At 59.0% G+C, this 23,227-nt stretch carries 19 protein-coding genes and 2 pseudogenes; 11 read left to right on the top strand and 10 right to left on the bottom strand.

Annotation, left to right across the window (positions count from 1 at the left end; genetic code table 11):
- Positions 1-56 precede the first annotated feature (56 nt).
- Entirely contained in the window at positions 57-1,223 is a 1,167-nt protein-coding gene (locus tag AC1D2R_RS21580) for a serine hydrolase domain-containing protein (RefSeq protein WP_477970293.1), read from the bottom strand.
- A 188-nt stretch (positions 1,224-1,411) separates the two neighbouring features.
- On the opposite strand from AC1D2R_RS21580, the gene AC1D2R_RS21575 reads away from it, so the two are divergent.
- Positions 1,412-2,314 (top strand): LysR family transcriptional regulator, encoded by a 903-nt coding sequence (locus AC1D2R_RS21575; RefSeq protein WP_477970291.1) that lies wholly within the window; start codon positions 1,412-1,414, stop codon positions 2,312-2,314.
- Positions 2,315-2,435: 121 nt separating this feature from the next.
- On the opposite strand, the gene AC1D2R_RS21570 is transcribed toward AC1D2R_RS21575, so the two are convergent.
- The 5 genes and pseudogenes from AC1D2R_RS21570 to AC1D2R_RS21550 all read right to left on the bottom strand — a co-directional run.
- Positions 2,436-3,662 (bottom strand): GNAT family N-acetyltransferase, encoded by a 1,227-nt coding sequence (locus AC1D2R_RS21570; RefSeq protein WP_477970289.1) that lies wholly within the window; start codon positions 3,660-3,662, stop codon positions 2,436-2,438.
- Positions 3,659-3,976, bottom strand: a complete 318-nt coding sequence (locus tag AC1D2R_RS21565) for a hypothetical protein (RefSeq protein WP_477970287.1) — start codon at positions 3,974-3,976, stop codon at positions 3,659-3,661. Before AC1D2R_RS21565 ends, AC1D2R_RS21570 begins: the two co-directional genes overlap by 4 nt.
- Before the next feature lie 18 nt (positions 3,977-3,994).
- Entirely contained in the window at positions 3,995-5,128 is a 1,134-nt protein-coding gene (locus AC1D2R_RS21560; protein ID WP_477970285.1) for an LLM class flavin-dependent oxidoreductase, read from the bottom strand.
- Entirely contained in the window at positions 5,125-5,472 is a 348-nt protein-coding gene (locus AC1D2R_RS21555; RefSeq protein WP_477970283.1) for a hypothetical protein, read from the bottom strand. Before AC1D2R_RS21555 ends, AC1D2R_RS21560 begins: the two co-directional genes overlap by 4 nt.
- A pseudogene (locus AC1D2R_RS21550) lies at positions 5,469-5,693 on the bottom strand (hypothetical protein); the annotation flags it as partial. The pseudogene AC1D2R_RS21550 and the gene AC1D2R_RS21555, both read right to left, overlap by 4 nt.
- Positions 5,694-6,049: 356 nt before the next feature.
- Between AC1D2R_RS21550 and AC1D2R_RS21545 the strand changes: the two are divergent.
- The 7 genes from AC1D2R_RS21545 to AC1D2R_RS21515 all read left to right on the top strand — a co-directional run bounded on the left by AC1D2R_RS21545 (position 6,050) and on the right by AC1D2R_RS21515 (position 15,013).
- A complete protein-coding gene (locus AC1D2R_RS21545) occupies positions 6,050-7,807 on the top strand; it encodes an ABC transporter substrate-binding protein (protein ID WP_477970281.1) in 1,758 nt (585 codons plus the stop codon).
- Positions 7,808-7,812: 5 nt separating this feature from the next.
- Entirely contained in the window at positions 7,813-9,426 is a 1,614-nt protein-coding gene (locus AC1D2R_RS21540; protein WP_477970279.1) for a dipeptide ABC transporter ATP-binding protein, read from the top strand.
- Entirely contained in the window at positions 9,416-10,348 is a 933-nt protein-coding gene (locus AC1D2R_RS21535; protein WP_477970277.1) for an ABC transporter permease, read from the top strand. The genes AC1D2R_RS21540 and AC1D2R_RS21535 overlap by 11 nt, the downstream gene beginning before the upstream one ends.
- Positions 10,349-10,351: 3 nt before the next feature.
- Positions 10,352-11,353 (top strand): ABC transporter permease, encoded by a 1,002-nt coding sequence (locus AC1D2R_RS21530; RefSeq protein ID WP_477970275.1) that lies wholly within the window; start codon positions 10,352-10,354, stop codon positions 11,351-11,353.
- A 165-nt stretch (positions 11,354-11,518) separates the two neighbouring features.
- Positions 11,519-12,769 (top strand): acyl-CoA dehydrogenase family protein, encoded by a 1,251-nt coding sequence (locus AC1D2R_RS21525; RefSeq protein WP_477970273.1) that lies wholly within the window; start codon positions 11,519-11,521, stop codon positions 12,767-12,769.
- A gap of 12 nt (positions 12,770-12,781) precedes the next feature.
- Positions 12,782-13,702, top strand: coding sequence for a hypothetical protein (locus tag AC1D2R_RS21520; protein ID WP_477970271.1), 921 nt, complete (start codon positions 12,782-12,784; stop codon positions 13,700-13,702).
- 45 nt (positions 13,703-13,747) lie between these two features.
- Entirely contained in the window at positions 13,748-15,013 is a 1,266-nt protein-coding gene (locus AC1D2R_RS21515) for an NtaA/DmoA family FMN-dependent monooxygenase (protein WP_477970269.1), read from the top strand.
- A gap of 182 nt (positions 15,014-15,195) precedes the next feature.
- On the opposite strand, the gene AC1D2R_RS21510 is transcribed toward AC1D2R_RS21515, so the two are convergent.
- Complete coding sequence (locus AC1D2R_RS21510) at positions 15,196-16,701, bottom strand: L,D-transpeptidase family protein (RefSeq protein WP_477970267.1); 1,506 nt, start codon at positions 16,699-16,701, stop codon at positions 15,196-15,198.
- A gap of 423 nt (positions 16,702-17,124) precedes the next feature.
- Here AC1D2R_RS21510 and AC1D2R_RS21505 point away from each other — a divergent pair, with 423 nt between their 5' ends.
- The gene (locus tag AC1D2R_RS21505; RefSeq protein WP_477970265.1) at positions 17,125-17,646 is read left to right on the top strand and encodes a hypothetical protein; all 522 of its coding nucleotides are present in this window, start codon (positions 17,125-17,127) and stop codon (positions 17,644-17,646) included.
- Positions 17,647-18,196: 550 nt separating this feature from the next.
- Here AC1D2R_RS21505 and AC1D2R_RS21500 read toward each other — a convergent pair.
- Positions 18,197-18,862: a TetR/AcrR family transcriptional regulator gene (locus AC1D2R_RS21500; protein ID WP_477970263.1), complete on the bottom strand. Its 666-nt coding sequence runs from the start codon at positions 18,860-18,862 to the stop codon at positions 18,197-18,199.
- A 274-nt stretch (positions 18,863-19,136) separates the two neighbouring features.
- Here AC1D2R_RS21500 and AC1D2R_RS21495 point away from each other — a divergent pair, with 274 nt between their 5' ends.
- Both AC1D2R_RS21495 and AC1D2R_RS21490 read left to right on the top strand, forming a co-directional pair.
- Complete coding sequence (locus tag AC1D2R_RS21495) at positions 19,137-20,303, top strand: HlyD family secretion protein (RefSeq protein ID WP_477970324.1); 1,167 nt, start codon at positions 19,137-19,139, stop codon at positions 20,301-20,303.
- 24 nt (positions 20,304-20,327) lie between these two features.
- Positions 20,328-21,924: pseudogene (locus AC1D2R_RS21490) on the top strand (DHA2 family efflux MFS transporter permease subunit).
- A gap of 84 nt (positions 21,925-22,008) precedes the next feature.
- Here AC1D2R_RS21490 and AC1D2R_RS21485 read toward each other — a convergent pair.
- A complete protein-coding gene (locus AC1D2R_RS21485; RefSeq protein ID WP_477970261.1) occupies positions 22,009-22,290 on the bottom strand; it encodes a hypothetical protein in 282 nt (93 codons plus the stop codon).
- 386 nt (positions 22,291-22,676) lie between these two features.
- Positions 22,677-23,087, bottom strand: coding sequence for a nuclear transport factor 2 family protein (locus AC1D2R_RS21480; RefSeq protein WP_477970259.1), 411 nt, complete (start codon positions 23,085-23,087; stop codon positions 22,677-22,679).
- Between the last annotated feature and the right edge of the window lie 140 nt (positions 23,088-23,227).

Raw genomic sequence — 23,227 nt, 5'->3', positions numbered from 1 at the left:
GCTCGGTTGTCATCCGGAACTATTGGTCTAGGCGATCGGCGCCCCGTTCGCCTGGTCTAATCCAGAGCGGCATATACCGCGTCACGAACGTCCGTCGCATACCTTCCGAACAGGCCTTCAGGCGCCGTGTTTGTCAGCATGACGACTGTGATTGCCTTCTCCCGATCGACGAACCATGAATGACCGTAGACGCCGCCCCATTGGATCGTACCACGGGAGTAGGGGAGGGCGGCTTTCACAGGATCTGTGACGACAGCCCACCCGATCCCGAACCCTTGTCCCGGCCGCTCCGCGCTCATCAAACCATGCGACTGGTCCTGTATCATCACTTCAACGGTCTCCCGATGCAGAAGCGGTGCGCCTCCTTTGCGGATAACTTCCAAGATCGCGAGGATATCGCCTGCGGTGCCTGCCATGCCCCCTCCACCAGAATGATAGGAAAGCGGATCGAATATCCGCTCGTTGGCAAAGCGGATCATACCCGTAGGGCTCTCGACGAAGTCCTCCGCCTGCATCCGTTCTGGATTATCACTACCGCTCTTGTACGGCACGGCCACTCTTCGACGATCGCTGAGGTGGAAGGCCGTATCCTGCAGGCCGAGTGGCTGCGTAACGAGGCATGCAACTGCATCTCCCAAAGAACTGCCCATTTCTTTCTCTATGACGCCGCCCAGAACGTCCATAGAGATTGAATAGCCCCAACCGCGGCCGGGCTCGTAAAGCAAGGGCGCGCCCGACAACCTCCGTAGGTCTTCATCGAGTGATTCGCCACGCTGGCCGCCTTTGGCAGAGAGCGCGAGCCGGGCGTTCGGGCCATCGTCGCTTGCAATAAAACTGGAGCCAAGTCCGGCGGTATGCGCAAGCAGATGACGGATCGTGATGACCGGCATTCGGCCATCAGCCAGAATTGGGCGAAAATAGGGAAGCCATTTCGTGACCTCATCTTCAAGGCCAAATCGCCCGCACTCGACAAGCCGCATGGCCGCGATCGCGACGATAGGCTTGGTAACCGATGACAGGCGAAAGATCGTGTCCGTGCGCATCGGAACCTTATTTTCACGGTCGGCCATGCCTGCCGCCCGCCAGTAGACCAGGTTTCCTTCGCTCGCCACAGCCGCAACGCCGCCGACGATTCTGTTCTCTGCCAGTGCGGAAGAAATTGCCCGATCGATCAGCGGTTTGAGTTTCGCAGCAAAGCCAGCGTTAAGGCATGATTTCAACATGGGAATTCCCTCATTTCGGCAAAACCTGAGCGGGTCACCCGGTCATGATTGCATCTTTGTTTCCGTTGAGATCGAGGCGGCCACGGCTTCTCGCCGTGGCATGAGGTCGCGTCACAGGGATCATAATGCTTGCGCAACCTGATGATAATTGTGTCTATGTGGCAAAGGGCTTTGCATGGAGCGCAAAGATGAATGGTTTCGCTGACAGGTTGGAAGTCTTTCTGAAGATCGTCGCAAACGGCAGTTTTTCAGCTGCCGGCCGAGAGCTGGGTGTCCAGGCATCATCCGTCTCTCGCCAACTGGATGCGCTCGAGGCGGAACTTGGTGTCGATCTTTTTTATCGCTCCACGCGTCGCTTATCGCTGACGCCGGCGGGCGAGATGCTTCGTGGCCGTGCCAGACACGCTCTCGGTCAGCTTGATGAGACCCGAAGTGCAATCGCCGCCTTGGCGAGCGAACCGCAAGGCTGGTTGACGATCTCGGCACCGGTGTGTTTCGGGCAACGGCACGTTGTCCCGTTGGTGTCACCCTACCTTGAGCAGTTTCCCAAAGTGCATCTCGAGATTCTACTGGAGGATCGAACGGTCGATCCTTTGGCGGAAGGAATCGATCTCGCAATCCGCATCGGAAAGCTTCAGGACTCCGAGCTACTGGCGACCAAGCTCGCGACAACCGAAAGCGCAGTTTGCGCGGCTCCTTCGTATCTTGCGAGGAACGGAACCCCATTGCGTCCCGCTGATCTCTACGACCACGTTTGCCTGACGACACCGAAACCGATGAAGGCTGGCATGTGGCAGTTCGGTGGAAAGGATTCAGAACGGCTAGCCGTGTCAGGCACTTTTGTGTGCAATGACATGGATAGCCTCTTGGCAAGCGGCATCGCCGGCATCGGCGTCATCCACCTCCAGACCTGGCTCGTCTCAGAACCACTCAGGGATGGCCGACTTGTACGGCTCTTCTCAGACCTTAAGGCCCAACCCGACGGAAGTGGAATCTATGCGTTGAGGCCGCCCGGAAACGCGACATTGAAGCTGCAGGGGATGATCAACCTGCTCAAATCCAGAGCCCTATCGTTCTCGGCACGCGCCTGAACTGCCCAAGACCGGGCCCGGCGCCCAGCCGCCCTGTCGAAAGATAAACAGGACAATACGACGAGAGAGCACGGAGTCTATACCCCAAGCAGGCGCTGACGAAGCTGACGGACATCCTTTCCTAGAAGGAGATTCCAGCGTGTGGTTTCAAGTCCGTCGCAAAGATTTGGCTGAGCGCATCGATTGTCGATCGGTCTCCTTTCACTCGACCTGCGTCAGCGAGGGATGTCGGCGACTGAGCCCCAAAGGTAAGCTCCGCAAGCGTCCCGACGGTAAGACTTAACGACGGTTTCTCATCGGATCGGGCGGCCCCATCTGCTCCGATTGACCATACGCCGCTGTTTGTCGGGATTAGCGGATCGTCCACCTGGATCACGACCCGACCAGCGCCGTGAAATCTTCGAGCATTTAGGAATTTTTCCAGGTCCAAAGGCCGTATCCAACTCTCGTCGCGGAGCTCCGAGGTCTGAATTGCGCGTGGATTGTCGACGATCATCGGCAGCGGATCGTCAACTGGACGTGATGGCAGTATCACTTTGTGGAGAATATCTTGCGACAGGATATGTCCCATCAACGCGCGCCAGGCGTCGCCGTCATGCGCTACGAGATCGTCGACAATCACTGTCCTTTGGGGTGAAGTAAACCAGTTGTCGGATGGCTGGACGTGGAATCTTAAAAATCCGCGTTCTGCTCCCTCAGGTCCAACGACGACTGCATGATGTGGGACCGAAGCCTGTTTCGTGCGGAACTCTTGGATCTTCCACCAAGCATCCCAGCGCACGAGCGTTGCCGCACGTGGCGCCGGGGCATCATTGGCAACCCGGCGAAACAGGCCGAAACTCTCCAAGGCCTCAACGCGTCGTACATCGCCGCGTCGCTCCAAACTGAAGCGTCCACCATTGGATAGGTCGACTTCCTGGCGAACCGACCAAGAGGCAATGCCATAGCCGTAGCGGCCATATATTCGGGCGTCCGAGGCGCGTAGACCTGCGACAACGAAGCCTTGTGCGTGCGCACGGCGCAATTGCTCGGTCAAGAGACGGCGAGCAACGCCAATCCGCGTGTGCGTGGGGGCGACGCCAACGTGCGTCACGGCAAGATGACTGACGACATTGCCACCCGGCAGCGCAACCGATGTGTCGTAGCCATTGACCACGCCCTGAAGCTCACCATTGGTGAATCCGCCGAGAGGCGCGCCGCTCGCGAGGTATAAGGTTTCCGCCTCGACGCTTGAACGCCCGATATCGGCTATGCCGAGCATGGACTGCCGAAACATGGCGAAGGCTTGGCGACGTCCTTCGCTATTGGCAAGTGACCGAACCTCGACGGTGGCGATTTGGTCGGTCATTTGGACGCCTTCTGCAGTTCGGTGCTGAATAGTGACCGTCGGCTTCGGAGATGAAGTGGATGATTTCGAGCGTCTCTAAGCAAGGTCGCACCGGCGTCGCCCAAAGCCTTGGGTATGGCAAGACCGAGCGATCCTGCGGTTCGGAGCGGTCCAACGCCCTCATGTGTATCCTTGTTGGCGTTGTCGCGGTCGATGACAGTGCCGGCCAGTTCGGCGGCGACCTTCCGCGCCTTGTCAGGCCGAACCTCAAATTCCGCTTCCGGGATGCCCGCGTAAAGATCGGCGGCGGCCGGCGCGAGGGCGATGAATGGCATCGAATGGTCCTTGAGATTTCAAACGGGAGCGAGAAGGCCACGGGATTTGAGAAGGGCGGCTGCTCCCTCGCCAAAATGCCATGCCTCTTCGAGATGCGGTTGGCCTGAGAAGATGAAGTGATCGAAGCCTGCGCTGTGGTAGGTTTCGATGAGGTCCGCGACCTGGGCATGACTGCCGACGAGAGCCGTTCCTGCACCACCACGCACGAGGCCGTAGCCCGACCACACTCCTGGATGGATCTGAAGTTCACGCGCCGAGGTGGGCAAACTGTCGCGGCCTGCGTGGAGCGCCGACATGTTGCCCTGACCGACTGCCTCCGACCTGGAGGCAAGATCGCGCGCCTTCTCGACTTGCTCTGGGGAGACCCAGCCAAGAAGTTTATCTGCGACAGACCAAGCCTCGCTCTCGGTGTCTCTGGAGATCACGTGCAGGCGGACGCCGAACCTTAATCGACGGCCCTTTGCGGTGGCCTGGGCCAGCAGCTTTTTGATGTTCTCGGCCTCGAGGTCTGGCTGGCGGCCCCAGACGAGATAGACATCTGCATGAGATGTCGCGACCTCGGTTGCAGCGCTGCTTGCCCCGCCAAAAAAGATGTCGGGTAGGCCGTACGGATCGGAATTGATGCGTGCCTCACGGATGTCATAGTGCTTTCCCTTGAAGGAAAACGGCTCCTGCCTGCGTTCGTCGGTGACGCCCCGAAGCACCTGGATGAACTCCGCCGTCCGTTCGTAGCGCGCATCGTGGTCAAGATGATCGCCGAAGCGCGCCTGTTCGAAGCGGTCACCACCTGTGACGACGTTGAGCAGCAATCGGCCTTGCGTCACCCGCTGGAACGTCGCTGCCTGGTGCGCGACGAGGGTAGGAGAAATCAACCCCGGACGGAAGGCGACGAGAAACTTCAACCGCGTCGTCTCGCGAGACAATGCCGCTGTTGCGATCCATGCATCTTCACACCACGTCCCGGTGGGCGTTAAAACCGCGTGGAAGGGCTGAGCTTCTGCAGCTCGTGCGACCTCGCCGAGATAGGAGAGGGTCGGCTGCCGGTAGCCGCCGGCAAATTCGATGACATGGCTGTCGTTGCCGGAGCCAGTCAGTCCGCGGCTGTCGCCATTGGTTGGCAGATACCAGTGCAAATGGATATTGCCGGTCATGCGCGCTTCTCCGCATCGGCGCATGCAGCACGGTCGTCCTGATCGAATACGGATGACCCTTGGTGAAGAGAGCGGAAGGAGGCGCCTGGGTGGCTCGTCCTGACAAGGCGGCCCCGCCGCGTCCGGCCTTTGCCGCCAGGTGTAAAACGGCCATGTCCCTTGAGCTCCTGCATCACGTGACGGACGAAGCCGAGCTCCTGCCGATATTCGAGTTCCGTGTTCCTGTGGTGCTGGCCTGGGGGATAGCGCCCCGGGCCGTAGGGAACATTGTTCCCTGCATCCATAGTAAATGCGTTGAGAAACAGTGGTTTGCGGGGAGCGTCCAAAGCGTCGGTGTCACTCATGCTATGTCTCTTTGATGGAGGAGAGAAGCCCGCCTATCGGCATCACCGGTTCTACCGGGCACTGAAGCGATAGGGGCACGGGCGTATTCGGATTTCGGCGCGTGGATGAGGTCACTGGCTGTGGCCACTTCAACGATCTTCCCGCGTTGCATAACAGCAATCGTGTCGGCGACGGTGACCGCAACTCGCAGGTCGTGGGTGATGAAAAGCATCGAGAGGCCTCCAGGTCTGTCTCGCCACCGTCGAATCCCTAATCAGTCTACAGATTTTATAGATATGCTATAAATGAAGCCCGGAAGCGCAGCACGTACGTTCTAAATTCACTGCGGTTGGGGGAAATCCTCTATCGCAAGACGGCTGTTCGAGACGATTTCCGTTTTCCAGGCTGTCTGGCGTCGCCTTCTCAAATGGACGGTCGCGCAATGGCCAGAGCTTCCTGGTAGAAGCGTTATTCCGCGGCAGGCGTATGGAACAGCCGAATATTTTTCTCACACCGTCGATCTTTGGAAGTTTCCGCCGTTTTTGTTACGAGAAAAATCTATAAACCTTATAGATATTATCAATAAAGGTTACGCCAATGAAGCAATTCTTTTCCCGCTCTGCGAAGCGACTCGCAGTCTCCGCCCTTGCGATAAGCGCAGCGCTTTCGTCGCAGGCTTCGGCAAGCGATCCAAAGTACGGGGGCACCTTGCGGATTGCCTCCTTGCAAGCGGATCTCGACGCGTTCGATCCGTTGACGGGTTACAGCACTGACTCCTGGGAAATCCTTCGCGCGGTCACCCGGCAGCTCGTTACCTACCCAGGCTCGCCGAAGGACATCAAGGACGACACGAAATTGGTTCCGGACCTCGCGAAGTCGTGGGACGTCAGTGATGACGGCAAGACCTACACCTTCCATTTGAAGGACGACGTCTACTATTCCGGTCCTATCGACCGGAAGATCGTCGCAAGCGATTTCGTTTACAACATCAAGCGCTTCTGCGATCCAAACAAACAGGTCGCCGCGATCAATTATTTCAATCTGGCCATTTCCGGTTTCAAGCCATACTGCCAAGAATTCGCCAAGGTTCCGACTGGCGATCTTGCCGCAACCAGGGCTTTTATCGAGAGCCATGAGATCGCCGGCGTAAGCGCCCCTGACGATAAAACGCTCGTCATCCGGTCAGACACAAAGAATTACGACTTTCTCAACATACTTTCGATGAACTTTGTGTCGCCCCTGCCGGCGGAAATCGCGTCGAAGTATTTTCCCGATTCTGCAGAGTTCCGTAAAAACTTCCCGTCAAGCGGGCCGTACTACGTCGGTTCCTATCAGGATGGACAGAAGTTGGTCCTGAAGAAGGCCAAGAACTTCAAGCCGGAAAGCGACGAGGCACGGAAAGCCTATGTCGATGAAATTGTAGTCGATTTCACCGCGAACAGCGAGGACAGCATCGTTCAGAAGATCGAGGCCGGCGAAGCCGACCTGTCGCTCTATCTCGACACGCCGCCGCGCAGCGCCATCCGCCGATTCCAGACCCAGAAGGCGGAGCAACTGCATTCGTCCAACAGCGGTGCAGCGAACTTCATTACCTTCAATGCGCGTCCCGAAGCCCAGAGCGACGGCGCGAATGCTCTTCGCAAGCCGGAGGTGCGCCAGGCTCTGGCCTATGCCGTCAACCGTGCGCATCTGGTCCAGGTCCAGGGCGGTCCGATTGCCGCCGTGCCGCTGTCCCAGATCATCACCTCGACGATCCTTGGCTACGAACCGTTCGATCCCTATCCGACGGAGGGCAGCAAGGGCGACAAGGCAAAAGCAAAGGAGCTTCTTGCCAAAGGTGGCTATCCCAACGGCTTGAAACTCGACGCCATCTACCGAACAACGGCGCAGTTTGAGGCAATTGCAGTTGCCGTAAAGGAAGATGTGGCAGCCGCCGGGATCGAACTCAATCTCATCCCTATTCCGCCCACGCAGTGGTATGCGTTCATCCAGGACGCAAAAAGCAGATGGGATATCTCGCTCGGTGGGCAGTTCGCCCCCGACTGGCAAGGACCGAGCACTCGTATGCTTCTCGGAGGTTGGCTGAACTCCGATGCATCGCCCTGCGGCACCGGGAACGTGAATTCGATTTGCTACAGCAATCCATTGCTCAACAAGCTTGCTGCCGAGGCGTTCCCTTCGGACGAGCCGGGACCGATCTGGGCCAAAGCTGACAAGATCGTCTCGGCAGACCTGCCTTGGATACCGCTGTTCGAGAAGCGAAAGATCGCGATCACATCCGACCGCATCACTCATTGGGCATGGTCGTCGCTGGCGGTGCAGGCAGATATCACCAACATCGCTGTAAAGAACTGAGCGCAATGAGCGTCTTCTCCGTTCACGATTTGCAGGTTCGCTTTGGTGCCGTGAAAGCGGTTCGTGGCGTCTCGTTTGATGTCGAAGCGGGTAGGACGCTGGCGATCGTCGGTGAATCCGGATCGGGCAAGAGTGCCAGCCTTCTGGGCGCGGCCGGGCTCTTGCCAGGCTCGGCCTCGGTTAGGGGCAGTGTGCTCTACCAGGGCCGAGAGATCCTCGGAGCGCCGTCGGGTGCCCTGCGGAAGATCTGGGGCGCGCAGATTGGCTTCGTCTTTCAGGATCCTTTGAGCAATCTACATCCGCTAAAGACGATCGGCGACCAGATCGGCGAGGCGATCTCGGCTCATCGCTCCATTGGCCGAAGGGAGAAGCGCGAGCAGGTACTCGCGCTTCTCGACGACGTTGAAATCGCCAATCCTGCAAAACGCCTGAGCGATTATCCGCGCCACCTTTCCGGCGGAATGCGACAGCGCGTCATGATCGCGATGGCGATTGCACTAAACCCTGGTCTCATTATCGCAGACGAGCCGACGACCGCGTTGGACGTCACCGTGCAGGCCTCCATTCTCGAGCTTTTGAGACGCCTGCAGGAGCGGCACGGGACTGCGCTCGTTTTTGTCAGCCACGACCTTGCCGTCGTCTCGGACATTGCCGACGAAGTCGCCGTGATGCGCGACGGGCTGGTGGTCGAGCGAGCCTCTGCCGACGCGATCTATTCCGGTCCGAGACACTCCTATACGCGCGAATTGCTTGGCGCCGCGCGGCTGGACGGCCCAAGAAACTATACAGAGACAGTTGTCGCCGCTTCTCAGCAGACACTTCTTAATGTCAATAGACTGGGCCGCTCGTTCGTTGCTCACCAGCCGGTTCTCGAGGACGTGTCGTTCTCTATAGCAAAGGGCGAAATACTCGGCCTGGTCGGGGAATCCGGTTCGGGAAAATCAACCATCGGTCGCCTGATCGCCGGCCTGGATCGGCCCGACGGCGGGACGATCTCGCTCGGCGGCATCGAGTATTCGGAACCGGGACGAACTGGCCCGTTGACCGGCGATTTGCGCAGAGCAATTCAGGTTATCTTCCAAGATCCATACGCAAGCCTCAACCCCCGGCGATCCGTCGAAGCCATCCTCTCGGACCCCTTCGTCGTCGCTGGTGAACAGGACCGCACACGGCTGAGGCAAAAGGTCCGACAACTGCTAGCCGATGTCGAGCTTCCTGAAATGGTAATCTCTCGCTTTCCCTCACAACTGTCCGGCGGCCAGCGGCAACGCATCGCGATTGCTAGAGCGATCGCATCCAGACCCTCGCTTGTCGTTGCCGACGAAGCGGTCTCAGCGCTCGACATCACGACCCAGGCCAGAATTGTCGAACTGCTCCGCCGGCTCCGCGACCGGCTCGGAACTTCGTTCCTGTTCATCTCCCATGACCTCGGCGTGGTCGGCGAATTGTGCGATCGTGTGATCGTGCTGGAAAAGGGAAGAATAGTGGAAACCGGTGCGGCAAAACGGATCTTCGAACGCCCGGAACACGAATATACCAAACGCTTGCTGGCCTCGATGCCAGGGCGCAGGCGGCAAACCGAGAGCGTCATCTCCAAGGCGGCCTCCTATGGCAGTTGACACATTCGAGGAGGCAGCGACCCGCCGCTGGGCTGCCGATTTTCTTGCGCCGCTCTGGCGGGAGCGCAGCGTGCGCGTCGGGGCGTGCATCGTTATTTTCATGCTCTGTGCCGCCTTCCTTGCGCCGCTCGCCGCCTTCGTTCTGGGGCATGGACCCACCGACCAATTCCCGGACGTGGCGCTCGACGAGATGGGCCTGCCAGTGGGGCCTTCATGGGCGTTCCTGCTTGGCGCCGATGGAAATGGGCGGGACGTCTTTGTGCGCACCCTTTACGGGGCACAAATCTCGCTGCTGGTGGGTATTCCCGCGACGACGGCCGCAATGATCATTGGCACGCTCATTGGGACGATAAGTGGGTTCATCGCGGGCCGCGTGGACCGGATCGTCAGCCAAGCTATCGACGTGGCGATGTCGTTTCCGTTCGTGGTGACCGCGCTAAGCCTGCTGTCGCTCAATAGAGGAGATCAGGGCCTGCCACTTATCTCGCCAGTGCTCGTCGTTATTCTTGTGATTGCATTGTTCTCCTGGACCTATTTCGCTCGCCTGACACGAGGTCTCGTGCTTGAGCTGCGATCAAGTCCGATGGTCGAGGCATCAATGGTCGTCGGTGCTTCGAAAACGCGCATCATCCTCCTCGATATTCTTCCGAACATCCTTCCGACATTGCTCGTGTACTGGGCGGTGCAGCTTCCAGCGAACATTGTAGCCGAGGCGACCCTTTCGTTTCTGGGCGTCGGCATCCAGGCGCCAGTGCCGAGCTGGGGCAACATGATCGCAGAAGCGCAGCGGACCTCCCTCTATCAGGATCAGCCCTGGTTTCTGGCCGGCCCAGGTCTTGCATTATTCCTTACAGTGGTCGGATTCAACACTTTGAGTTCGGGATTGCGGACTGTGCTCGATCCGCATCAGAGGCGGTCGTAGGCCATGACAAAAAACCTCGTCTCAACCGTATTTCGATCGGCGTCGACCCTGCTCATCGTCCTTGTTTTATCGTTCTTCATCACGAGGATTGCCTATCGCAACCCTGCGGCGATGCTCGCTCCCCGCAATGCCACACAGGAAACGATAGACGGCGTGGCACGTGCGTTGCGTCTCAATGAGCCATGGTACGATCAGCTGTGGTATTACCTGTATCGGGGGCCGGATATCCAAGGCGCGCCGATGGGACTGTTGCATTGGCCCCCGGCTCTTGGCTATTCGTTCAGAAAGCAGGCTCCAGTCACAGACCTTATTCTTTCCAAGGCTCCGGTAACGATCTCGCTTGCGCTCGGCGCGATGGTCATATGGATGACGATAGCGATCGTTTCCGGGGTCGTGGCGGCGCGATGGCATGGGCGCTTCGTTGACCATGTGCTCGCGGCCTTTGCCTATGTCGGTTTGTCCGTCCCAACCTTTCTGAGCGGCATCCTGATATCCTACTTCTTTTTCTTTCAGCTTACGAATCATGGGTTTGCCTGGTTTCCAAGCAGCGGGTACGTCCCGCTATCGGAGGATCCGCTCGAATGGACGCGACATCTCGCTTTGCCATGGGCGACGTTGGCGATAGCCGAAATCGGGATCTTTCAACGGATCGTGAGGGCCGGGATGCTCGATGTGCTCGGCCAGGATTACATCCGAACAGCGCGCGCCAAGGGGCTCCGTGAGAGCAGAATCTATCTTTCGCACGCTCTGAAATCGGCTTTGAACCCGATCATCACACTGGGCGGACTTGAACTTGCTGTCATCATGGGTGGCGCAATCGTTACCGAGACGATTTTCGGCCTCGACGGCGTTGGGCGAATGGCAATTACGGCCGCCCTGGACGGGGATTTTCCACTCGTGATCGGAACGACGATCTTTGCGGCGTCGGTATTCGTTGCGTGTACCCTGGTGGTCGATCTCGTCGCGCAATGGCGGGATCCCAGCCAATCAAACGGGCGTGGCTGAAGTCTTGCCTTATTCCAGCGCCGTTGCATCGGATCCCGTTCTCCAACTCCACATCAGAGCAAATTCCAGGCATGAGCAAAATGCGCGTCCGCCATCGAGCAAGCCCGACATCACACCCCGCCACCCCCAATTCTTGACGCAGCACCACTACGAAGGAGAACAAAGATGACCACAGTGGATGCCCCGGCTTCGCTGACCTACTTGCGCCGCGCCACGGCGACAGAAGAAGCCCTCGTGGACCGCTTCCAGCCGATCTTCGACCGTATCGCAGAGGGCAACGTTGAGCGCGAGCGCAATCGCACCTTTCCCGTCGACCAGGTGCAGTGGCTCAAGGACGCCGATTTCGCTCTGGTGCGCGTGCCTGAGGAGTTTGGCGGGTGGGGCGCCTCGCTCGAACAGACGTACTTCCTCCTGGCCTTGCTTGCGGAGGCTGACGCAAATGTCGCTCACGTATGGCGCAATCACCTCGCCTTCATCGAAGACCGTCTCAACGCGCAGCCGTCGCCGACCAACGACCGCTGGTTCCAGCGCTTCCGTGACCGCGAGTTCGTTGGCGGCGGCTGGACGGAAGCCAACAACGGCACGTACGCCACCATAAAGACAACGGTTTCTCGCGAAGGCGATTCCTACAAGGTCACCGGCGCGAAGTTCTATGCCACCGGCAGCCTCTATGCCGACTGGCTCGATGTGATCGGCAAGGGCGAAGACGGCTCCCTCATCACCACCCTGGTGAGCCGTCACCAACCTGGCGTCGTTCTTACTGACGACTGGCCAGGTTTTGGCCAGCGTACCACGGCAAGCGGCAGCGCCATCTATCAGGACGCCATCGCGCACCAGGGTGACGTCTTCCCGGCCAGCGAGCGTGTGGTCTACCAAGGGCACTTCTACCAAACGGCGCTGCTGGCCGTGCTCACTGGCATTACGCGCGCGATCCTGCGGGATGGTATCACGGCGCTCAAGTCGCGTGGGCGCAACTACCCGCAAGGTCTCGATCCGGTACCGGCGCGCGACCCGCAACTGCTGCAAGTGATCGGCGAGGTATCGGTGCGGGTCTTCTCGACAGAGGCCGCGTTGCGCCGTGCCGCAATCTCGCTCGACCTCATTGCCGCTGCCCACGCGGCCGGCGACGTCGCTTTGCGCGACAAGCGCGCCATCGCCGGAGAAGTGGCTGTATCGCAGGCACAACTCGCGATCATCGACGGCGTCCTGTACGCGGCCACGCATGTGTTCGGCGCCCTTGGTGCGTCCGGGACCTCCGAGGAGACGGCGCTCGACCGCCATTGGCGCAATGCGCGCACGCTCGCATCCCATAACCCGGTCGCCTACAAGGCACGCATCCTCGGGGACTACCTGGTCAACGACAATTCGCCCGTCTCGAGCATCGCTCGGCTCGGCCGCGGTGGCCAGGGAAACTAAGGAGACGCCACGATGACCATACCCTACCTTGCGCTTGGCCTTTCCGGGCCACACCTGGTGGAGCTCACCGCAAGCCGCGCGCTGCTGTCGCGGTGGGATACATTGCCAGTAGCGTTCAGCGTGCTAGGAATCGACCGCGTCGACGGCAGCGCGCCAGCACCGGTCACGCTTACGAGCAGTGCTGTCGGCGCGACCTTGGGGGGCGCCACGAAGTACGGTCGCTTCTTCATCACCGCGACGCCGCAGCGCGACCACCCGTACAACCTTGCGCGCCGAGTCGCATCGCTTGCCCATCTTTCGCGTGGGCGCAGCGGCCTGCTGATCGGGGTTCGCGATGCTTATGCACCTGAAGGTCCAAGGGAAGCGCCCGCCTGGGGTGGCGCAGGGCTTGGCGGTGGTGCGCCACTCAACGCTCAGACCGCCTACGACGCAGCCCTCGCGGTGCGCGCTCTTGAGCAGAGCTGGCCGCATGACTCTATCATCGGTAACCGTGAGACCGGAATCCTGGTGGAGTCGAACCGCATCGTGCATGTCGATATCGACAACAGCTTCTCAATCGCCGGGCCGTTGAACGCACCCGAGCCGGAAACAGGCGCGTCGGTGATCGCCTGGTACGCAGCAACGGTGGCGGACATCCCGCCGGTAAGGGCCAACGACCCGATCGAGCTCGTCCTCGGTGCTTCGGGCTCTGTGCCGGTGGTAGCGCTAGGTGAGGAGCCACCAGCCGGTGCGGCGGGCGTTGTGCTGCGCGCAGGCCCCGAGCAGTCGGTGGGCGACCTGCTCGACACTGCCGAGCGCTGGCTTGCCGACGGCTTCGCTCCCATCCCGCTCGGCGGGTCCCTACGTCTTGCGCTCAACCTTTCGGCACCAGCGCCGCTGCCGGCCACCGCGCGCGCCGCTTTCCCTGTGCCGCAACCGCACGTCTCTCTATAGACGGCAACGGAGACATCCCTAATGACAAACAAGCGATCTGGCCACGTGCTCCTCGGGATCAACGTGTTGGTTCTGGGCTACTTGCCGGCGGCCTGGAAGACGCCTCTGCTTGAGAAAAACTCTTTCATTGACCCGGATTATTGGACGAACATCGGCAGGACTGCGGAGCGCGGCACCCTCGATGCCCTCTTCCTGGCCGATGGTCCGCTTCTGGGCGACCCAGCCTACGACGCCAATCCGATCCGCCTTGAGCCGACGGTGAACTGGGGTCATGTGGCCGCCGCGACCTCACGTGTGGGCCTGGTCGCCACGGCCTCATCGACCTTCAATGACCCCTTCGAACTTGCCGAACGCTTCCTGTCTTGGGACCACCAAACGGGTGGTCGTGCGGCGTGGAATGTTGTGACGACGCGCGGCGTGCCTGCGGCGCGCAATTTCGGTATCCCCGAAATTCCGTTTCGCGACGACCGCTACGAACGTGCGGGCGAGTTCGTCGACGTTGTGCGGGCTCTGTGGGAATCAGCGGCCACGGGCCGCGACGTGCATCACCATGGCGAGTTCTTTGATATCGACGGTCGTTTGCGCGTGCCGCCATCGAGACAAGGCCATCCGATCATTTTTCAAGCGGGTGGTTCGCCGCAGGGTCGCGCGCTGGCGGGGCGCGTGGCTGAAGGTGTCTTCGCGGCTGAACTGACCAAGCACCAAGCCATCGAGCACTACCGCCTGGTCAAAGGCTTCGCACGGAGCAATGGCCGCTCGCCTGACGACATCAAAATCCTTCCCGGCTTGTTGCTGAGCTTGGGCAGTACCGAGGAAGAAGCGCGTCGCCGCAGCGATGAGATCCATGACGCAGGCCCGGCGTCCTATTCCATCGCGTGGCTATCACAGGCAATCGGCTACGACGCGTCGAAACTCGAACTCGATGAGCCCTTTCCGGAGGCCGTCCTGGTCCCCTTGAAGGATACGCAGACGTTCCTGGGAAGTATCGGTTTCCGCGAATCGATCATTACACAGATCCGCAAGACCAATCCCACCGTGCGCGAGTACCTCAAGCAGACGCGGTATACCGGGTCGGGCCATGCCGGATTCGTCGGCACGCCCGAGCAGCTCGCCGATCACATCGAGGATTGGTTCCACGCTGGAGCCATCGACGGTTTCAACCTGCAGCCCGATCGCTTGATCGATGGGCTCGCGGTGATCGTCGACGAACTCGTACCGATTCTGCGCAAGCGCGGCCTGTACCGTCACGAGTACAAGACAGAGACACTGCGCGAGCACTTCCAGGCGGCCTCGCCCTCGCCCCGTTCCTAAGGGCCTTCGGAACTCTGTGTGTTCCTGGGCGGAACAATTGACACCTGCGACGCCAGATTTCTCAAATCCGCGCGTCCGGGTAGCGCATCTGGCTAGACAAGGACAACAGGGCGGGGGCGCCTATGCCGGCGTCATTGTGGTTGGTTTCGAGTTTCGACCGTCACCGTCTGGCTGAACAGATTCTATGGCCCAGAGCGGCTCGCGGTTGTAGCGGCTATTGCACTGAGCGTTTGCGCATCGCGATTGTAGATGTCGTCGTAGTAGTGAACTATGCCGTCGGCGGTCGGCCATGCTGTGAAATAGGCGACATAGACAGGAACTTCCTCCGGAACCGGCACCTCCTTCTTCGCGCCCCCGGCAATCTCCTGATTAACAGACTCGACGGACGTTTTCAGGACTGCAGCTGCCATGGCGCGGGGGTTCTCCAGACGGACGCATCCGTGGCTGAACATCCGGTCTTGTGACGCGAACTTTCCTCGTGCGGGGGTGTCGTGCATGTAGATGGCATGCGGATTGGGAAACAGGATCTTCAACTGCCCAAGAGCATTATCCGGTCCTGGCGGCTGGACAACAGCGATATTCTCAAGGGGCTGGGTCCAATCAACCTTGGCCGAGGACATGGGTTTCCCGTTCACCGCCACCATGTAGCCTTCTCGGTCCAAGTAGGAGGGGTCACGCTTCAGATGCGGCAGCATCTCATTCTGGATGATTGATTGCGGCACACCCCAGTCAGGATTGAACTCGACCGTCTTGATTGAAGCATCGAAGAAATTTGTCTGATGATCCTGCTGACCGATCACGGCTTTCATTGAAAGCGCAAGTTCGCCGTTCTCGGTGTAGTAGGCCATGTAAGCAGGTTGGTTGATAAAGACGTATCTGTCGGGGAATTCCTGTGGCAACCACCGCAGTTCCTCCATTGCGACGATCACCTTGTTGGCGTTCACCGAAGCGTCCCCACTACCTTGACCGGATGTTCGAAGCCAGTGAAGCTCAGCAGCGAGCTGGGAGAACTTTGGGCTGCTAGGCATGAAGCGATCGACTACCGACATGTCAGCAGCGAGAGACAGCTGGTTGAGGGTCGCGTTCAAATCGACGGATTTGCGCTTGAAATCATAGTAGTTGGACAATTTGTTGGGATCGATGCGTCCCCGGACATTGTCCTGAAGAAACATCAGCATCTTGTTTGAGAGAGAGAGCTCGAACTGCGCCAATGCTTTTGTTCGTTCAGGGGATCTTTGCGGAAGCGCATCCAAAGTCGCAGCGACGGCATAGTCACCGGCATTCAATCCCCAATCGTCGGCCTGATGCAGCAACGCCGATGCCTGCCGGGCTTTTCCGTTCGGACCCTTGCCGTCGACCCAGATGAGCTTTGCTTTCGGTTGGCTATAGTAGGCCTCGACCGCGGAGGCGATGTCAGCGTTCATCGACAGGGATAGACTGCCCATCTCGCGCAGGACCTTGACTGGGCTGCCGGAACCTCCGTCGAAGAGCGTGGAAAATACAGATTCTCCACCCTGTCGAGAAATGTGAGCCTCCCGGCGCCCCGGTACCGGATAGCCCTTCTCGACGGCGATCTGCGGGGCCGGCAGTGCAGGCTGCTGCTTCGCTTGCGCTGCGATTTCACTCCCGGCAAGAACCAATAGGCTGACTAGACTGGCCTTAAAAACGAGAGCTGATCTAGCTGTCATTCGATACCCTCAACATCTGACGAGTGCAAACTTGTGTCGGCGCGACGACCATATCCGTCTTCAGGGCACGAACTGTATCTGCCCATGAAGGACTAAGGCGGCAACATTCAGGCAGAAGCTAGGCATGATCACTATCACGAAACATTTGAGGAAAGGCCCCTCTCAGGCCATGAAGGTGAGCGCGACGGCCCTGGTGACCGGATTTGGTCTTTTGCTGTTTTCGAGAATCGTGATGATATCACTCACGATCGCAGCTAACCGTCTCAGAAGGATGCCCTCGTGAGCCCATTTGATATTGCTGCTCTCATGCTCGTAGCGGGGCTAGCCATCGGGTCACTGTCAATCGTTGCCATACTATGGGTGCGTCGAGTTTTGGACCGGCGACGTGCCGGGGTAAACACCGACGATGCACGCGACCTTGCGATGCGATTGGTTCTGGCACTCGATGACTTCGTCGGGACCTGCTACACCGCCGCCCACGACTTCCCCGAATTCGACGTCGACGAGCCCGAGAATTTCTTCCTCCACGCGGACGATCCCGTTCTCCTTCTTCCCAAGGATGCAAATTGGTCGCTCTTCGCGCGGGAATTGTCTGAAGAAATAAGATGGCTCCCCAATCGTTTGCGCAATGTGGTCGATGCCCTCGAGTCGATCGAGATAGAACCGCCAGAGTTCAACGACCTGTTCGAGCATAGACAGGACGAATTCGCTCGACTTGGGCTGCGGGCGATGGATTTGATCGATCGCCTTTGCGCGGCTTATCAATTACCCTTGCCCGAGCGCCCAGACTACTACGATCCTCGAAAAGATTTCTCCGCCAAAATAGGGGAAATGGCCGAATTCTGGAGGCGACGGGCTCAAAGCGCTCGGCAGGTCCCCGCAGAGCCCTCAAACATTACGCCTCTGTTTGGCCGCAGCATCACGCCGGAAAATCAGTCGAGCTGAATTTATGCAGTACGTTTGGCGGAATCAACGCAATCTGCGTTAGAAGACCGTCAGCTCCGCCGCCAAGGTTCGATCTTGGCCGCACTGCAACTGCAATTCTTACTGGACTGGCAAAAGCCGAAAGCCAGCCTGGCGATCATGAGACGAACACGGCCTGCCGAAATGAGTGTCTAGCCGGGACCGGATGTTCGTCCGATCGACAGCGACACGGCCTATTTTGGCCCTCTGCGCCGGCATTCTTCAATCAAGTGAAACGGCGGTTTGTCAAAACTGGCGCGAGTGCAGCGGCACTTGGCGACAGCCAGAAGCGAATAGTGCAGTAGGCGCCCGATGATTATCGATCAGCAAGTGATGCCTAGCGGGGCTTGATCCGGCGCTAGAGCTCTCGCCCTCATTTGTCTTGGCGAACGGCCATGCTTCCCAATGCCGCCGTTGAGTGAGCGCCGCTGCTTAACAACGCCGCGGCTGACGGATGCGCTGACACTAATGTTATTGCGATCAGAGGACGCGTCGGCGGATCGCGTCCTCTACGGTGACTAAGAAAGCCTCCCTAGGAACCAACAGCATCCGCTTTGGCCATGCAGCCGTTGAGAAAGAGCGATGCGCAGATCTGTGACCGCTCGACGATATGCTCGTCTGCGATACCGGGGAGTTGTCCCAGCATCACAGCACGCTGGGGTTCCATGACCATCATTCCACGCAACATTCCCGTCGCCATGGCGGGGTCCTGCAATGTTATCAGTCCTCGTTCGGATTGGAGCGACAGCCACTTTTCCATGACCACGCTCGTGCGCGTTATGGCTTGCTCGTAGAAGACCTTTGCAATCTCCGGGAACCGGTCAGATTCACTGAGAACCAGGCGCGTGATCGCGATCGTGTCGGAGGACAAAGTGAGGCGACCATAGGCGAGCAGGAGCCGCTCCAGTCCATCGCGCACGCCCATACTTTTCAAGCTTTTCTCGTCAAGGCCAAGAAAATACTGGCCGATCTTGGCCGATATGAGTTCGGAGAACAGGTCGGCCTTGGCGGGAAACAGCCGGTACAGCGTCTTGGTCGAGACGCCCGCTGTCTGCGCGATCGTGCCAATGTTCGCCGACGCATAGCCGGCCTTCTTGAACTGGTCGTTGGCTGCGTCGATGATAATTGCTTTCGTGTCTTCGTCGCACCGAACTTGCGGACGCCCGCGGCCACGTTTCTCCGCACAAATCTCCTGCATCGAATCCGGATTCCCTGCTTTCTGGTCGCCACCGAGACTATAGGACGCTTTGGAAAATAGCAAGTTTCCAAAATAAATACCACCGAGACCTTATTCCATATTCAATCCGGAGCCATTGCGCCGCTATCCAACCCCACAGGCTACCAGGCATTCATAATTAGGAATATGAAAGTTTTCCAAATTATCATTGACATCGATTTAGATGAGCGTATTTTGGAAATCAAAGAGTTTCCTAATGACATCCGTCGCTGACGAGGTGTCCGGAGCAAGCACAATGGACGAGAACATCATCAGCCTGTCGAAGGCAGATCACAGACCTGCAGCTGAAACTCTTCCGAAGGAGATCTCGGCGCCGGTCAAGCCGCCAGAGCAGGCCTCCCCTGACACAGCGTCGTCTTTCAAGAAGGGACTTATAGCTGCCACCGCCATGGCGATCGTAGCAGCCGGGGTGTTCTACGGCCATGATTACTGGACCGTCGGCCGGTTCCATGTGTCGACCGACGACGCCTATATCAAGGCTGACAGCAGTGCCATTGCGCCGAAGGTTTCGGGATATCTCGCAAAGGTGCTCGTCGCCGATAACCAGCCCGTCAAGGCAGGGCAGGTGCTCGCCACCATCGACGACCGGGACTATGCGGCCTTGCTCGATCAGGCCCGCGCAGATGTCGAAGCCGCGAGGGCTACTGTGGACGGAAAGCAGGCTGCCCTTGAAACCCAAAAGTCCGTGATAGCGGCGGCGCAGGCGTCGATAGACATCGACCTCGCCAATGAAGCCTTTGCCGATCAGAACGACAAGCGCTATTCGCGCCTTGCCGTCAGCGGTTACGCTCCGGTCCAAACCGCACAACAGGCTGCATCGCAGATCGCCGCCAACCGTGCCACGACTGCACGCGATACTGCAGCTCTCGAGGGCGCAACCAGACAGGTCGATATACTGAAGGCCGAACTGGCGCAGGCGAAGGCAATGCTTGGGCGCGATCTCGCTCTTCAGCGCCAGGCCGAACTCAATCTATCCTACGCAAGCATCGTGGCACCCATCGACGGTGTCGTCGGCAACCGCACACTGCGGGTCGGCCAGTTTGTACAGGCCGGAACCCAGTTGATGACCGTCGTTCCAACCGACACGGCCTACATCGTCGCCAACTTCAAGGAAACGCAGCTCACCGACGTTCACGCCGGCCAGCCCGTAGACGTCGACGTCGATATGTTTCCGGGGCACGTCTATCACGGACATGTGGAAAGCATCGCGCCGGCGAGCGGGCAGGAATTCGCTCTGCTGCCGCCTGATAATGCGACGGGAAACTTTACCAAAGTCGTGCAGAGGATTCCCGTCAGGATCGTTCTTGACGCCGACAGCGTCGCGTCCGGTGACCTGAGGCCCGGTATGTCCGTGCAGCCGAGCATCGATACCAAGGATACGAAGGAAGACCGCGGTCTCTGATCGCGAGGGCCAGGAGGGCCGGTCATGTCCACCACAGCTTCGACACCGACAGCGATTCTGCCGGCAGCCTCCGCACAAAAGGCTGGCACCAAGGAATGGATCGCCGTCCTTGCCGGGATTGATCGGTGCGTTCATGGCAATCCTGAATATCCAGATCACCAACGCTTCGCTCCTGGAGATCGAGGGAGGCATCGGAACGGGGGTCGACAACGGGGCCTGGATCTCGACCTCGTATCTGATCGGCGAAATCATCGTCATTCCGCTGACCGCATATTTCAGCAACGTCTTCTCGTTCCGGAAATACATCATCGTCAACACGATCCTCTTCCCGCTCTTTTCGATGGCGTGCGCGTTCGCACACGATCTGAATACGATGATCGTACTCCGTGGTCTGCAAGGCTTCGCCGGCGGCATTTTGATCCCCATGGCCTTCACGATGGTGCTGACAAAGCTGCCCAAATCCCAGCAGCCGATCGGCCTTGCAATCTTCGCACTGTCGGTCACGTTTGCACCGGCCATCGGTCCCACGATCGGCGGCTACTTGACCGAGAATTACGGCTGGCAGACGATCTTCTTCATCAACACGATCCCGAGTGCGATCATGGCGATCGCGCTGGCAGCAACGCTGGACAAGCAGCCGATGCGGCTGGGGCTGCTGCGCGAGGGCGACTGGGCAGGTATCGCAACGATGGCGGTTGGATTGGCCGCGCTCCAGACTGTGCTGGAAGAAGGAAACAAGGACGACTGGTTCTCGTCGCCCTTCATCGTCAAGCTGAGTATCGTGGCGGTTGTTTTCCTTGGCGCGTTCATCTGGATCGAGCTCAAGGTCGAGAAGCCGCTGGTCAAGCTCCGTCTCCTGACCCAGCGCAATTTCGGCATCGGCGTTCTGGTCAACGTCCTCGTCGGTGTCGCGCTCTTCGGAACTGTCTATATCCTGCCGCAGTATCTCGGCCAGGTGCAAAGATACAACGCCGAGCAGATTGGCAACGTGCTGGCGTGGACAGGCCTGCCGCAGCTATTGCTTATTCCGCTCGTGCCAATGATGATGAAGCGCTTCGACGCTCGCTACATCGGGTTCCTCGGCATCAGCATCTTTGCCTTTAGCTGCTTCATGAACGTCATGCTTTCGGCCGACAATGCCGGCGACCAGTTCTGGATTCCGAACATCGTCCGTGCCATCGGCCAGGCACTCGTTCTCACCCCGATCACCGCCATCACAACAGGCGGCATCGCTCCGTCCGACGCGGCTGCAGCCTCAGGGCTCACCAACATGCTCCGCAATCTCGGCGGCGCGGTCGGGACGGCAACGCTCGGGACTGTTTTGACGAAGCGGGAGCAATTCCACTCGAACATCATTGGCCAGTCGATAACCGCGAGCCGCGACCAGGTCACAGAACGCCTCAATCAGTTGACGCACTACTTCATGGCTCATGGCGTTTCGGATCAAGCAAAGGCCGCCAGCCAAGCCGTTGTCGCATTGGGTCGGGTGGTGAAGCGCCAGGCGCTGATCATGGCCTTCAGCGACACCTTCGCCGTCATTGGTGTCGTGCTTGCGATCGCAGCCGTGGCCTTGCTACTCACGAAGAAGTCGAATGCGGGCGGTGGTGCGGGGGCTCACTAGCGGAGAGGATGGCACACGAGCACGGTGTTCGTCCAAGCTCTGCCAGCAAGACCATTGACGCGCCCACTTGCCGAGTAATCTCGATCAGCTCTCGGTGATGCGCCGATCGTCTTCAGATTCCGCAGCCAGCTGCTGCCAGTCGAGATCCTCTTGCAGCTCGAGATACTGCGTAGGACCTATCTTATCCGCATCGCGGAGTTCTTCGAGCCGCTGACGTTGGGCCACGGTGGCGGCGATGGACAGCTCGTGCCGTCGGACTGCTGACGGATTGCCGGCCTCGTCCGCGTTCTGTGAATAGACGGTCCTCAGGCTGTCAGCCTCGGGGCCGACGGCGCATTGCGAGAGTGGAGAGCGAAAGAAAGGCAATGATGGCCCATTGTGGCAGTTGCTCCATAAGCCGCAATTTCCCTATCACCGGTCCTACGCGGCCGACCCGGCCAAGGACTGATAGCCCGACAGCTTCGCACTTGCCCTAAACCTGAGTTTGGTTACGGGCGCGCGCACGAAGCATCAAGCTTTTGAGGCGACTTGGTTGCTGCGTTTTGTGACCAGTGGCCCAGGGCTGCAGGAATGTCCGCTAGTTCTTCATGCCGGCCGAAGCAAAGGCAGGCCCTCCACCTTATACTTTTTCAGCGTTCTGCCCATGAAACTAAAACTTCGGATTGACGCGCCACATGTGGTTGCGCCGTGTTCTTCGAGATAGAGCACGGCGCGAAATTGGAAAGCGCTTGATCAATGGGCCCCGAGCCTAGTCAAAACATGCCGTTGGCGTGCAATTCACTCCGCTGCACGGGTTGGCGAACTTCCCAATGTTCCACGAGCTTTCCCTCCGAAAGCCGGAAGAAGTCGACGATTGCAAGTCCCGCATCGTCCTTGTGGCGCCGGGCGAACATATGCACCACGACGTAATCTCCCTCCGCGACGATGCGCTTCACCTCTCCGCGGACCTCGGGAAAGGTGAAGCGCAACTGACGCACATAGGTCTTGAAGCCTTCGACGCCGTCGGGAATGTTAGGGTTGTGCTGAATGTAGCCTTCGCCGAAATACGCGCTGGCGGCCTCGAGATCGCCGAGGTTGACCGCCTTTTCGATGAAGTCGAGCACAACCGTCTTGTTCCGCTCGGTAGTTGACGTGCCCTGATTGTTTTCGCGATCATCATGCATGGGTCTGGGTTCCTTTCTTCGATCATCGTGCAGTCGAAAGACTGCCGATGGTTGCGGGACGAGGACTATCGGTTTAAAGCTCGACGAACGATTGTCGAAAACCGCGATTTCTTATCCGATCGTCTCAGGACTGGAACGAT

This window comes from Rhizobium sp. P1_C7, from assembly GCF_056406295.1.
The sequence above is the reverse complement of the archived record's forward strand: the minus strand, read 5'-3'. Positions and strand labels throughout refer to the sequence as shown.

Coding starts and splice junctions, on each gene's coding strand:
- AC1D2R_RS21580 (WP_477970293.1), bottom strand. CDS start 1,223: ATGTTGAAATCATGCCTTAACGCTGGCTTTGCTGCGAAACTCAAACCG.
- AC1D2R_RS21575 (WP_477970291.1), top strand. CDS start 1,412: ATGAATGGTTTCGCTGACAGGTTGGAAGTCTTTCTGAAGATCGTCGCA.
- AC1D2R_RS21570 (WP_477970289.1), bottom strand. CDS start 3,662: ATGACCGACCAAATCGCCACCGTCGAGGTTCGGTCACTTGCCAATAGC.
- AC1D2R_RS21565 (WP_477970287.1), bottom strand. CDS start 3,976: ATGCCATTCATCGCCCTCGCGCCGGCCGCCGCCGATCTTTACGCGGGC.
- AC1D2R_RS21560 (WP_477970285.1), bottom strand. CDS start 5,128: ATGACCGGCAATATCCATTTGCACTGGTATCTGCCAACCAATGGCGAC.
- AC1D2R_RS21555 (WP_477970283.1), bottom strand. CDS start 5,472: ATGAGTGACACCGACGCTTTGGACGCTCCCCGCAAACCACTGTTTCTC.
- AC1D2R_RS21545 (WP_477970281.1), top strand. CDS start 6,050: ATGAAGCAATTCTTTTCCCGCTCTGCGAAGCGACTCGCAGTCTCCGCC.
- AC1D2R_RS21540 (WP_477970279.1), top strand. CDS start 7,813: ATGAGCGTCTTCTCCGTTCACGATTTGCAGGTTCGCTTTGGTGCCGTG.
- AC1D2R_RS21535 (WP_477970277.1), top strand. CDS start 9,416: ATGGCAGTTGACACATTCGAGGAGGCAGCGACCCGCCGCTGGGCTGCC.
- AC1D2R_RS21530 (WP_477970275.1), top strand. CDS start 10,352: ATGACAAAAAACCTCGTCTCAACCGTATTTCGATCGGCGTCGACCCTG.
- AC1D2R_RS21525 (WP_477970273.1), top strand. CDS start 11,519: ATGACCACAGTGGATGCCCCGGCTTCGCTGACCTACTTGCGCCGCGCC.
- AC1D2R_RS21520 (WP_477970271.1), top strand. CDS start 12,782: ATGACCATACCCTACCTTGCGCTTGGCCTTTCCGGGCCACACCTGGTG.
- AC1D2R_RS21510 (WP_477970267.1), bottom strand. CDS start 16,701: ATGACAGCTAGATCAGCTCTCGTTTTTAAGGCCAGTCTAGTCAGCCTA.
- AC1D2R_RS21505 (WP_477970265.1), top strand. CDS start 17,125: ATGCGATTGGTTCTGGCACTCGATGACTTCGTCGGGACCTGCTACACC.
- AC1D2R_RS21500 (WP_477970263.1), bottom strand. CDS start 18,862: ATGCAGGAGATTTGTGCGGAGAAACGTGGCCGCGGGCGTCCGCAAGTT.
- AC1D2R_RS21495 (WP_477970324.1), top strand. CDS start 19,137: ATGGACGAGAACATCATCAGCCTGTCGAAGGCAGATCACAGACCTGCA.
- AC1D2R_RS21480 (WP_477970259.1), bottom strand. CDS start 23,087: ATGCATGATGATCGCGAAAACAATCAGGGCACGTCAACTACCGAGCGG.